The 12,708-nt window shown below is 35.9% G+C and carries 12 protein-coding genes and 1 tRNA gene; 6 read left to right on the forward strand and 7 right to left on the reverse strand.

Annotation, left to right across the window (positions count from 1 at the left end):
* Nucleotides 1–2: 2 nt before the first annotated feature.
* The 5 genes from A9G45_RS10400 to dusA all read right to left on the reverse strand — a co-directional run bounded on the left by A9G45_RS10400 (nt 3) and on the right by dusA (nt 5,119).
* Entirely contained in the window at nt 3–323 is a 321-nt protein-coding gene (locus A9G45_RS10400; protein WP_141673668.1) for a hypothetical protein, read from the reverse strand.
* Between the two features lie 547 nt (nt 324–870).
* A tRNA-Arg gene (locus A9G45_RS10405) sits at nt 871–947 on the reverse strand.
* A gap of 235 nt (nt 948–1,182) precedes the next feature.
* Nucleotides 1,183–1,857 carry a hypothetical protein gene (locus A9G45_RS10410; protein ID WP_065567277.1) on the reverse strand — a complete coding sequence of 225 codons (675 nt, stop codon included), beginning with the start codon at nt 1,855–1,857 and terminating at the stop codon, nt 1,183–1,185.
* Between the two features lie 166 nt (nt 1,858–2,023).
* Nucleotides 2,024–4,039, reverse strand: coding sequence for a DNA helicase Rep (gene rep, locus A9G45_RS10415; protein ID WP_065567276.1), 2,016 nt, complete (start codon nt 4,037–4,039; stop codon nt 2,024–2,026).
* A 117-nt stretch (nt 4,040–4,156) separates the two neighbouring features.
* On the reverse strand, nt 4,157–5,119 hold the full coding sequence (gene dusA / locus A9G45_RS10420; protein WP_065567275.1) for a tRNA dihydrouridine(20/20a) synthase DusA: 963 nt from the start codon (nt 5,117–5,119) through the stop codon (nt 4,157–4,159).
* Between the two features lie 764 nt (nt 5,120–5,883).
* Here dusA and A9G45_RS10425 point away from each other — a divergent pair.
* Entirely contained in the window at nt 5,884–6,258 is a 375-nt protein-coding gene (locus tag A9G45_RS10425) for a DUF5362 family protein (protein ID WP_065567274.1), read from the forward strand.
* 54 nt (nt 6,259–6,312) lie between these two features.
* On the opposite strand, the gene bamE is transcribed toward A9G45_RS10425, so the two are convergent.
* Nucleotides 6,313–6,735, reverse strand: a complete 423-nt coding sequence (gene bamE / locus A9G45_RS10430) for an outer membrane protein assembly factor BamE (RefSeq protein ID WP_065567273.1) — start codon at nt 6,733–6,735, stop codon at nt 6,313–6,315.
* Between the two features lie 208 nt (nt 6,736–6,943).
* Between bamE and A9G45_RS10435 the strand changes: the two genes are divergently transcribed.
* Nucleotides 6,944–7,555 (forward strand): FKBP-type peptidyl-prolyl cis-trans isomerase, encoded by a 612-nt coding sequence (locus tag A9G45_RS10435; RefSeq protein ID WP_065567272.1) that lies wholly within the window; start codon nt 6,944–6,946, stop codon nt 7,553–7,555.
* Nucleotides 7,556–7,618: 63 nt separating this feature from the next.
* On the opposite strand, the gene A9G45_RS10440 is transcribed toward A9G45_RS10435, so the two are convergent.
* Nucleotides 7,619–8,845 (reverse strand): MFS transporter, encoded by a 1,227-nt coding sequence (locus tag A9G45_RS10440; RefSeq protein ID WP_065567271.1) that lies wholly within the window; start codon nt 8,843–8,845, stop codon nt 7,619–7,621.
* Nucleotides 8,846–8,975: 130 nt separating this feature from the next.
* On the opposite strand from A9G45_RS10440, the gene dapB reads away from it, so the two are divergent.
* From dapB to tamA, 4 genes are all read left to right on the forward strand, one after another.
* On the forward strand, nt 8,976–9,797 hold the full coding sequence (gene dapB / locus A9G45_RS10445; protein ID WP_065567270.1) for a 4-hydroxy-tetrahydrodipicolinate reductase: 822 nt from the start codon (nt 8,976–8,978) through the stop codon (nt 9,795–9,797).
* 7 nt (nt 9,798–9,804) lie between these two features.
* Complete coding sequence (gene tadA / locus A9G45_RS10450; protein WP_065567269.1) at nt 9,805–10,302, forward strand: tRNA adenosine(34) deaminase TadA; 498 nt, start codon at nt 9,805–9,807, stop codon at nt 10,300–10,302.
* 132 nt (nt 10,303–10,434) lie between these two features.
* Entirely contained in the window at nt 10,435–10,974 is a 540-nt protein-coding gene (gene hpt / locus A9G45_RS10455) for a hypoxanthine phosphoribosyltransferase (RefSeq protein ID WP_065567268.1), read from the forward strand.
* A gap of 17 nt (nt 10,975–10,991) precedes the next feature.
* On the forward strand, nt 10,992–12,707 hold the full coding sequence (gene tamA, locus A9G45_RS10460; protein WP_065567267.1) for an autotransporter assembly complex protein TamA: 1,716 nt from the start codon (nt 10,992–10,994) through the stop codon (nt 12,705–12,707).
* Nucleotide 12,708: the final 1 nt, after the last annotated feature.

Consider the following 12,708-nt stretch of genomic DNA (forward strand, 5'->3'; position numbering starts at 1 on the left):
TTCTATTGAGCAAGTTGTGCCATTACAAAAATCGGTTTTTGCGTGTGGTTCGCATTCTCGGTATCTTGGCTTAATGCGTTGATATCCTGTTGTTGTTTGTCCTGATTGCGGATGATGAGTTGACCTTGCTCTATCGCTAAATGGGTAATGCTTGAATCTTTTTCACTGTTATGGTACGCCATTTGAGCGCTCGCGCCACCTGTGCCTCCACTGACCAAGATATGGCTGACGTTAAATTCGGCTTTGTTTTTGATATCACTAAAGCTGATTGTGCCTATATCAAGGCGGTTTTTGTTCGGGTCTTCGGCTTCTGATGCTATCACGCCACTACCGGCGCAACAAACAATCAAAAAACTTAAATAAAATCAATGCGTTTTCTGACTGATTTTTAGTCGGTTATGCCGAATAATTGGCAATAATCTATTCCTGCTTGTAGTAATATGATTTGTAATTATATACATCGTATTTTTTTTAACAATCAATCGCGCTGGTTCAATTAACTGTATTTTTTCTCTCATATAATTAGCAACAAAATAATAGTCGAGTTAATTTATACCAATCTTCATCAGATAAACCACTTGATGTCTTTCACCTGATCGATAAATCCTTTCATTTACCGTTTGCTGGATTTGCTGTTGTTCTGGTGGAATAGTATTAGGAAATCGCAGTGCTACTTTCGGGTTTTACTCGACTGGTTTCACTGCCAAATAGCCAACTGTTGATCATTGAAATGGGTAAGCATAAAGACTATTACATAATAAGCGACATTAATAAAAATAGCAGTATAAGCGTTTTAGCCTAACTTAAGCAGTGAGATTTCCTTTAGATTTTAAAGTATAGCGTAATTTATTGATTTTTTTAATAATTAAATGGCGTCCCCTACAGGATTCGAACCTGTGACCTACGGCTTAGAAGGCCGTTGCTCTATCCAGCTGAGCTAAGGAGACTTAGATAGGATTTGTTGATTAGACGATGTGTATTATATAAAGCTATTTCTATCCGTCAATGATTTTTGATTGTTTATTATATTAGATTAACAAAATATCACCAATTCAGTTTTTATTATTTTGATCATGGTAACGAATATCATTACTTAGGATTAATTTTTTATATTCCAAAACATATCGTATCTTTAAAAATTATTTATCCTATTATTCATTAATAACCTTTTGTTTTAATTATCTAATTTATATAAATATTGTTCTCATTTCGCGGGGTTATTTGGCATAATGTTTCACATTGGTTCTTTTTCATTACTTCGATAATATGTGATAACTGTGATTTAAATTGATGTTGTTTGGTCATCAAATTTTCAGCATTTTCGATAATTTTGGCCTTTTCTGATTCAGGTATATATTTTGCATAATTTTCAACAGATTTTGCTAGCATGGTGATGATTTTCAGTTTAGATTGGTCGGTTAAACAGTCTGGCAAGTCCATCCACATTAATCCACCTGCATAATATTTTAGCATTTCAGATTGTATCGCGTTAACGCTAAGTAGTGTTAGCGCCCTTTTTTCCGAATCTGGCAATTCTTCATAAAATTGATTAACATATGGCGATATTGCAGCAAAATATTCTATATTAAAATTACTTAATAAAATAACTTCGGGTTGGAATCGTTTTAGATTATTAGTGAAATCTTGCTCCGTTATCGTGTTTAATTCATTGAGTGAAAAAGTTAAATAGGTTTCAACTAACCAATTAATATAATTGGTGATATTCAGTTGTTCTTCTAGCTTATCTTTTGACAAATCCGCAATAAGTTTAGGATCAGTAAATTGACTGAGTATTTCTTTCCCTGTTACTGTATCAAGCCTTGGTAAGTTTTTTTCGGCTTGAAATTTTTTAAGCAAGGTAACAAATCGCAGGTTATAAGTTTTAGACTTTAACTCTGTTGCATTGGCAAAGTAACAGGTAAAAATTAAAATAGCTGTAATGATAAACTTTATCGTTTATTATTCCTTAGATAATAATGGTTTGTAATTATTTAGTTAGTTAATTTTGATTATTGACCTTTGATTATTTCGCTTTGGCTATTTGCGCCTTTAACATCGCTAACCGACTTTGGCCTTGTTGCATTTTTTTTTCGGGTGATAATGCATTACGCTGATCTTGCCAGGCTAAGTCGTCTTGTGGTAGCTCTAATAAAAATCGGCTCGGTTCAACTTGCAGTGTTTCGCCAAATTGTTTTCGTTGCCGACTAAATGAGAAGGTGAGTTCACGTTGTGCTCGAGTAATACCGACATAGGCTAAACGGCGTTCTTCTTCGATATTATCTTCATCAATACTGGTTTGGTGGGGTAATAAGCCTTCAGACATGCCGATCAAATAAACATATGGAAATTCCAATCCTTTAGAGGCATGCAATGTCATGAGTTGAACCTGATCGAGCTCTTCTTCAGTCTCGTTACGTTCTAACATATCACGCAGGGTAAATCTGGCAACTGCTTGCTCAAGCGTCATTGCTTCATCAATATCATCACCTTGTAACATATCATTTAACCAACTAATCAACTGTTCAACATTGCGCATGCGCATTTGCCCTGCTGCTGGTGATGCGGATGTCTCGTAAATCCAACTTTCATAATGAATGCCATGCAGTAGTTCATAAATAGCATTCATGGGTTCTGTATGTGTTTTTTGAATAAGTGTATCGAACCAGTGAATGAAAACTTGTAATGATTCCATGCGTTTGCCAGATAAAAACTCGGTCAAGCCCATATCATGGCTTGCTTGGTATAAACTCACTCCTCGCTGATTAGCCCATTCGCCCAGTTTTTGAATGGTTGCAGGACCTATTTCTCGTTTGGGTGTGTTAATGATGCGAATAAAGGCATTATCATCATCAGGATTAGTTAATAAACGCAAATAGGCCATCAAGTCCTTAATTTCAATTCGCGAAAAAAACGATGTACCACCAGAGATTCGATATGGTACTCGGTATTGCATTAACATTTTTTCAATCAGTCTTGTCTGATGATTGCCACGATATAATATGGCATATTGACCATATTGGCTGTTATTAGCAAAACGATGACCAATAAGGTCATTAATCACTTTTTCGGCTTCGTGCTCTTCACTATCGGCAGAAATAACTTTTAATACGTCACCATAACCCAGTTCGGAAAACAGTTTTTTTTCAAAAATATGTGGGTTATTTTCGATTAAAATATTTGCTACTTTTAAAATTCGACCTGATGATCGGTAATTTTGTTCTAGTTTAATCACTTCTAAATGGGGGAAGTCTTGTTTGAGTAATACTAAATTTTTGGGTCTTGCGCCACGCCAAGAATAGATAGATTGATCGTCATCACCCACAACGGTAAATTTAGCTCGGTTACCAACTAGCAATTTGATAAATTCATATTGGCTTGTATTGGTATCTTGATATTCATCAACTAATAAATAACGCACTTTATTTTGCCACTTTTCCCGCACTTGTTCGTTATTTTTTAATAGCAGTGTGGGCATTAAAATCAGATCATCAAAGTCTAAAATACTGCATGCTTTTAGCTGTTTTTCATAAAGCTGGTAACAATGGGCAAATAGTTTTTCTTTGTTGGTTTGCGCTCGGGCCATAGCAAGAGTTGAGTCAACAATATCATTTTTCCAATTTGAGATTGTTGCACGTAACTGATTTATCAGATCCTTATCACCCTCTAACCATTGATGAGTCAGCTCTTTAAGTAGCGCTATTTGATCATGATCATCAAATAATGAAAAGTTAGATTTTATACCTAAATGCTTGTACTCTCGGCGAATAATATCTAATCCTAGAGTATGAAATGTGGAAATTTTCAGCCCTCTGGCCTCTTGTTTACTAAGCGATTGGGCAATACGTTCTTTCATTTCACGTGCTGCTTTATTAGTAAAAGTTACAGCGACAATATGACGGGGTAAATATTCTTTCACCCGAATTAAATAGGCAATTTTATTGATGATAACCCGCGTCTTTCCTGATCCTGCCCCCGCTAAAACAAGGCAAGGACCTGAAACATATTCGACCGCTTTTTGTTGACTTGAATTTAAACGCACTAGATAAAAACCATTAGAAAAATTGTGGGCTAGTATATAACGATACACTAACTGCGTGCAATTGTTGTCATTATAAGCGAATATAATGACAATTTTAGGAAAACCATTCGATAAAAACTATTCTATAAACATTAAAGCTTGTTCTACCACATCGACTCCAGCTCCTTTTTTGTGCGCATTTTCGCTAAGATAACGTCGCCATTGTCTTGCACCTTTACACCCATTAAAGAGGCCTAAAGTGTGACGCATAATGTGGTTAAGCTGAGCACCTTGTGCTAACTGCTGTTCAATGTAAGGATAAAGAGCACGAATAGCCGATATCGGGTCGATGACAGAGGGCTTTTCACCAAAAATTTTCGAATCGATTTCAGTCAATAACCAAGGGTTTTGATATGCTTCTCGCCCTACCATTACGCCATCAACATATTGTAAGTGGTGTTTTATTTCATCCATTGTTTTTATACCACCGTTGATAGCTATGGTTAAATGAGGATAATCTTGTTTGAGCTTATAAACACGGTCGTAGTCAAGCGGTGGCACTTCACGATTCTCTTTAGGACTTAATCCCGATAACCAGGCTTTACGCGCATGTACAATGAATGTATTAGTATAAGGCATCACCTTTTCAATAAACTGGCATAAAAAAGCATAGCTATCAAAATCATCAATGCCAATTCGGGTTTTTACTGTGACTGGAATATCAACTTGATCTTGCATTTGTGCAACACAGTCTGCAACTAAATCAGCTTTTCCCATTAAACAAGCACCAAACATGCCATTTTGTACACGATCGGATGGACAACCCACATTTAAATTGATTTCGTCATAACCACGCTCTTGTGCTAATTTCGCACATTGCGCTAACGCTTTTGGATCACTCCCGCCTAATTGTAAGCAGACTGGATGCTCTTCATGATTAAACGCTAAATAATCGCCTTTACCGAATAAAATTGCCCCTGTTGTTACCATTTCGGTATACAGTAATGTTTGCTTAGTTAAAATTCGATGAAAATAACGGCAATGTTTATCGGTCCAATCCAGCATAGGGGCAATGGAAAATTTGTTAAGGGTTGAATTCATTGATATATCCGTGTTTATAACGCTTTTGTTGAATTTAAATCAATATTATTTTTGCTCTTTGCTATATTTTTCCATTATCGGGAATCACTCAAGTTCCCAGCATATCGGAAAAAACTAAATAAGATAAAAACGATGGCTTATTATATCATAGGGAACAAGTTCGTGCAGATAGAACGCCTTTATATCGTTGCACCGTTGTAATTAAATCAAAAGGTAAGGTTTTACATCAAGAGTCAAAAACATTTAGCCAATAACAAACAATCAATGGTTAGTAATCAACAAATAGTTAATAAATAACAAATCGCAAGAACATAGATTATAAACCTGATATCAAAGATAGAATAATTTGAAAGCATTGGCACAAGCTTAAAATCAAGCTAACGTTTAAATTTTTGTCTTAATCGATCTTTTATGTAGCTTTTTTTAATCGATAACAGCGTAAGCAATGAAAAAAATCTTGACTGGTGTTTTGCGGAATTAAAAAAAAACTAAAGGAATGACTTTATACAAATCCCCCAATCCATACATGGCTTGGGTAACAACGCTTTGATTTTTACTAAAAAAACAAAACAAAAAACTTCAATAAAATCAATGGCTTTTCTGACTAATTTTTAGAGTAAAAATTAGCTAGGAAAAGCATTGATGTTATATAACCATTATAGTTTGTACCCTATTGGAAAATATACAAAAATACTTCGACAATAATTAAAAAGCTGTTATGCTATCCGTCGCTTTTAAATGAAGCGATAATATAAGGAATAAAAATGGATACAAATCAAACGAATACTATAACTTTTCAAGCATCTGAATTATTAAAGAAACACATGCGGTTTATTTCTGTTATGCAACAGATTTTTGGTGTTATTTCTATAATTGCTGGTGCTTTTCTCTGCTTAGGTATTATTTCCGCTATTATGGGTATTCCACAAATCATCGCTGGCGTTAAGCTGTTTAAATCGGGAAGTTCATTTAGTTTAGTTGCCAATACTCAACAAGAATGTGATATCGTTAGTGCTATTGAGCACCTTTATAGTTATTGGAAATACGCTCTAATTGCATTTATAGCATCTATCGTATTTATTATTATATATATTGTCATTATCATGGCTTTTTTAAATAACTATAACTATTACTATTAATTTAATCTTTTGCTATAAAATAAAACCTCGTTATTTAACGAGGCTTTTATTTTTTTAAGATTCAGGAGTAGCATTATCATCATCAGATTTGACATCAATTGGATCGGATATACCTTGTTTGTTCATCTCTTCTAATGATTTAGAACCGGCTAATTCGGTGGTTTTGATATCTTTTACTATGCCCATTTCATCAAAATAGATAGCAAAATTTCTTTGGCTAACGCCACCATGTTGTGGTTGCTGGCGGAAAATATAATACCAAATGTTATCACCAAAAACAGAAGTTAACATTGGTGAGCCCATAATAAAGACAACCTGTTCTTTGCTTTGACCAACTTGTAATAGCTCAATAGCATCTGGTGTTACATAATTGCCTTGGTTGATATCTGGTCTATATACCCAACGTTCAACAACTGAACATCCCGTTAATAAAACACTTGCTACAATTGCAAAGGCGGTAAATTTACGAAACAGCATCTAACATTATCCATAAAAAAAATTATAATTTGTATTATCGCTGATATTTTATCTAAGTGCTAGCCAAATTGATAAATTCTTTCACAATTAGCTAATAAGCTAAGCTATCATCAAACCATCATGCGAATTATTGCTTGACTTTTGTCGTGGTATCAACCAACTTAATAGCGTCACAATAAACATTATTTTAAATAATAAAAGGTAAAAAATGAAATTAGAGACAACAGAGCAAAAAGCAAGTTATGCTATTGGATTACAAATTGGTCAACAATTAAAAGACTCAGGATTAAACAATTTAGAGCTTAATGCATTAAAACTTGCAATGGAAGATGTTTTAGCGGGTAACCCTCCTGCCCTGCCTTTACAAGAACTACATGATGCATTACGCCATATACATGAACAAGCAACAAAAGAAAAAGCCAAACAAGCCGAAAAAATTGCTCAAGCAGGTAAAGAGTTTCTTGCTAAAAACATTGAAAAAGATGGCATTAAATCAACTGAATCTGGTCTACAGTATGAAATCATTAAACAAGGCGACGGCGCTTTACCTAAAGCGACCGATCGCGTTCAAGTTCATTATACTGGGCAATTAATTGATGGCACGGTATTTGATAGCTCTGTAGAGCGTGGTCAACCTGCCGAGTTCCCAGTTAATGGTGTAATTAAAGGATGGGTAGAAGCGCTACAACTTATGCCTGAAGGGTCGAAATGGCGTTTATATATTCCTCAAGAATTAGCCTATGGTGCTCAAGGTGCTGGCGCATCAATTCCACCATACAGCGCATTAATTTTTGATGTTGAACTATTAAAAGTTTTATAAAAGTTATCTAAAAATTTTATAGATAGGTATGGACGCAATTTGGCGTCCATTTGTTTTAAACTATTATTTTGCGTGTTTTGCGACAAGCGGTAATTGTTTAGGAAGGAAATAAGCAGTCACAGCCGCCATCAACAATAAGATGCTAGCCGTACCAAAGGCAACTAAGTGGGTATGTAAATTATCATAAGCCCATCCACCAAGCCATGAGCCAATCATTGCGCCCACTTGATGAAAAAAATAGGTTAATCCAGAAAGTAATCCGACAAGCTTTACTCCATAAATATCAGCGGTAATTATGCCCGATAATGACAATGCACCCGCCCAAACCAGCCCTCCTACTGCTGCTATAGTAAAAAGCTGCCATTTGCTTGATGCTAAAACAAGAGCAATAAAACCTAATCCTCGGATTAAATAGACCATCATTAAAATATTTTTTCGTTGCACTATATCAGAAAGATACCCTAACACTAGAGTGCTAAAAATAGCGACTAAACCAATTAAACCAATAACGTTAGAACTGGTGATTGAATCAAAGCCGTGATCAACGAGCATTGGAACTCCATGTGTTCCTAATAAATTCATACTAAAACCACAGGTAAAAAGCCCAAAGCTTAGCTGCCAAAATGGACGTGTTTTTAATACGTCCATAAGTTTGATGCTATCATCTGTTTTTTGATTGATAACAGGATCTATATTCGGTGTTGCAATTTCAGATTGATTATCTTTCATAATAAAAAAGGCAATAGGCAATGCCATAATCATGAAGATCACCGCAAACGCAACTAGTGTGGTTTGCCAACCATAAATTGGAATGAAGAAAGCAAAAACAGGTAACATCACCGCCATGCCAGCCATACTGCCTGTTGATAGAATAAATAATGCTAACCCTCTTCGTTTGATAAACCAACGCGCCACAATAGGCGTAAAGCTGACAGAACCGACAAAAGAAGTACCAAAAGATAACGCAATACCAAAAGACAAGAAAAAGTTCCAATAATCATGAGAGTTCGCAGACCAAACCGTTGAGGCAATAATAATGATTGATCCTAATATGAGCACAAAGCGAGTACCATATTTACCCTCTAAATATCCCGCTATTGGCGTGGCGATACCCGAAAAAAGCATACCAATAGCAATAATGCCAGAAAGTACGCTGCGACTAAAACCAAGATCGTTTGCAATGGGAAGAAAAAATACGCCCATGCTTATCCTTAATCCGCTAGAAAGCAACGTTAAAAGCGAGGCTGCAATAACAATATTCCAACCAAAATACCAAAGAGATCGCTTCATAATTTTCACCTCTTTTTAAATAAAAAGCGCTCGAAATTTGTAGTATTTCAATTTGACATTATGTATAAGTTGCTTATTTTCCGCTATAATATTTATTTATCTATAGCCATAAAAAGTTAAGGAAAGTTATATGTCAACAAATATGATTCGTATCGCAATTGCGGGTGCCGGCGGAAAAATGGGACGACAGCTCATCCAAGCCGTTGCACAAATCGAAGGCGTGACTTTAGGTGCAGCATTTGAGCGCGCAGGCTCATCGTTGCTTGGTAGTGATGCAGGTGAACTGGCTGGAATCGGTATTTGTGGCATTAAAGTTACTGATAATTTACAACAAGCAAAAGATCAGTTTGATGTATTGATTGATTTCACCCGTCCAGAAGGTACGCTGACTCACTTAGCATTTTGTGTCGAAAATAAAAAAATGATGATTATTGGCACCACCGGTTTTGATGAGGCAGGTAAACAAGCGATTGCCGATGCAGCAAAAAAAATTGCTATTGTTTTTGCTGCAAACTTTAGTGTTGGCGTTAACCTAGTGCTAAAACTATTAGAAAAAGCAACCAAGATCATGGGTAATTATACTGATATTGAAATCATTGAAGCCCATCACCGCCATAAAGTCGATGCACCGTCAGGCACCGCATTAGCCATGGGCGAAGCGATTGCCGATGCACTTAATTGCAATTTAAACGATCGTGCTGTTTATTGTCGTGAAGGTCATACTGGCGAAAGACCACAAGGCGCTATTGGATTTGCTACTATTCGAGCAGGTGATATTGTTGGCGAACATACCGCTATCTTTGCAGACATTGGCGAACGGGTTGAAATTAGCCATAAAGCGTCGAGTAGAATGACCTTTGCCAATGGTGCCGTGCGTGCAGCACTATGGCTTGCCACACAACCCGTTGGTTTATATGACATGCGTGATGTGTTAAATCTCAATAACCTATAGTCGTAAAATGTTAGATAAATATTGGATGCAACATGCATTAATGCTTGCTAAACATGCCGAATCTATAGGCGAAATACCTGTAGGTGCGGTAATTGTTAATGAACATAATCAAATTATGGGCGAAGGCTATAATCAACCCATAAGTAAACATAATCCTACGGCTCATGCTGAAATTATGGCTATCGAGCAAGCAGGAAAACTTTTAACTAACTACCGCCTAATCAATACAACTCTTTATGTCACGCTTGAGCCTTGTATTATGTGTGCTGGTGCCATTATTCATAGTCGTATTAAACGTGTTGTTTATGGTGCAAGTGATTACAAAACTGGCGCCGCAGGTTCTTTTATTGATATTCTTGCTTATCCAAGTATTAATCACTATGCTGAAGTTACTGGCGGAGTGCTAGCTAATGAATGTAGTACTATTTTAAGTGATTTTTTTAAAAAACGGCGTTTACAAAAAAAGAAAGTTAAAGAGAGTGGTCAGACGGTTTTAGGTAACTAAGCATTTCAGTATAAAATATTAAAATTCATTCTTATCTTAGTTTGATAAAAAGTAAGTTTGCTTATTCTTTTTATCAAGGAAAATTGCTAGAATCTAATTAAATTTTTTTGAAAATTAACTTGAGCATTATTAATGAAAAAACACGAATTAAGCATGATGATATCATCAGATGATATCCAAAAACGAGTAATCGAGTTAGGTCAACAAATCAGTAAAGATTATCAACATAGTCAAAATGAGCTAATCTTAGTTGGACTTTTACGTGGTTCATTTATCTTTATGGCAGATTTAAGCCGAGCCATTACCGTTGGACACGAAGTCGATTTTATGACAGCATCAAGTTATGGTAATGCGGTGGTAAGTAATCGGGACGTCAAAATATTAAAGGATTTAGATGAAGATATCCGTGATAAAGATGTGTTGGTTATCGAAGATATTATTGATACCGGTAATACGCTTAGTAAGGTGATGGCGATTTTAAAATTACGTCATCCTCGTAGCATTGAAATTTGTACGTTATTAGATAAACCGTCACGTCGTGAAGTAGCTGTACCCGTAAAATATATTGGATTTTCCATTCCTGATGAGTTTGTGGTTGGCTATGGTATCGATTATGCACAACATTACCGCCATTTGCCTTATATTGGACATATAAAATTACTTGAATCTTAACAAATATCGAGGTGTATGTGTCACGATTTTCTTGGTCATTAGGCTTGCTTTTAGTGATATGCGCTACATCAAGTTATGCTGATATGAAGTTATCTATTAAGGGATTATCAGGTGAACTTGCTGACAATGTCGATGCTCGTATATCATTAATCGCGCCCAATAAAATTGATGATACACCCAATTTTAAGCGTTATTTTGAAAATGAAGTGCAAAAATCGCTTCGTGCATTAGGTTATTATTCACCGACTTTCGAGTATAACGCGCAAAATCCTAAAGTTCTTGTTGTCAATATATCGCCAGGCGAGCCTGTGCTCGTTAAGCAACTCAATGTGAATATTACTGGTGAAGGTCAACACGATCCCGATTTTGAATATTTACAAAAAAACAACGTACCCAAAATCGGCGATATATTAAATCATGGTGTTTATGAATCATTTAAGAAAAACCTGCAAGATTTATCACTAAAAAAAGGTTACTTTGATGCCAATATGCCCAAGCATCAGTTAGCAGTTTTGCTGTCTGAACATCAAGCTTTTTGGAATATTGATTATACAACAGGTAAACGCTATCGATTTGGTAAAGTCACTTTTCATAATGCTAAAATCCGTAAAGATTATTTAGCTAATATTGTGCCATTTAAAGAGGGTGAAGAATATACGGCAGAGCAGTTGTCATTATTAAATAGGCGCCTTACCTCAACAAACTGGTTTAACTCAGTTGTAGTTGTGCCTGACTTTCCTCATTTAACAGAAGGTAAAATACTCCCAATTGATGTCGATACATCGCCTAGAAAGAAAAATAATATGGATCTAGGATTAGGATTTTCAACAGATAACGGTGTGCACGGAAAAATTGGCTGGAACAAACCATGGATCAATAGCCGTGGGCAGAGTTTTCAAAGTAATTTATCGCTATCCTCGCCAGAACAATTGGTTACGATGAGTTATAAAATTCCTTTAAAAAAATCACCGCTTGAACAGTATTACACCATTCAAGGTGGTTATAAAAAGATTGATAATAATGATACCTACTCACAATCTTATACATTTGGCGTTTTACGCAACTGGGATAATTTTTATGGTTGGCAAACCGCTTTAGGTTTTAATGTATTACGTGATGACTTTACCCAAGGCGATGCCAGCTTTAGAACATTTTTATATTATCCATCACTTAGTTTATCTAGAATTCGTTCTGACGGTAATTTATTAACAATGTGGGGAGATTCTCAACGTTATTCACTTGAGGCTGCTGGTGAATCATTAGGCTCTGATATTAATCTGGTGCGCTTTCAAGCACAACACACATGGATTCGCTCGTTACAAAAATCCCATCGATTTATAGCTCGCGGGAATTTCGGCATTATACAAGCTAGCAATTTTGACCGTGTTCCACCGTCATTTAGATTTTTTGCTGGTGGTGAACGTAGTATTCGAGGTTATAGTTATCAATCTATTTCACCCGAAGATAAAAAAGGCAAGTTAAAAGGAGCCTCAAAACTCATCACTGGCTCACTTGAATATCAATATAATTTATCTGGCTCATGGTGGGGAGCCGCATTTGTCGATACAGGCGAAGCTATTGACAAAGTTGATAGAACTAAATTCTATACAGGTACAGGGATCGGCATTCGCTGGGCTTCACCTGTTGGCCCAATAAAAGTCGATTTAGCAACGCCACTTAACCAAAAAAGCGGTTCTATTCACCTATATATTGGTTTAGGAAGTGAATTATAAA

The sequence above is a fragment of the Gilliamella sp. HK2 genome, assembly GCF_001690265.1.
GTDB lineage: Bacteria > Pseudomonadota > Gammaproteobacteria > Enterobacterales > Orbaceae > Gilliamella > Gilliamella apicola_C.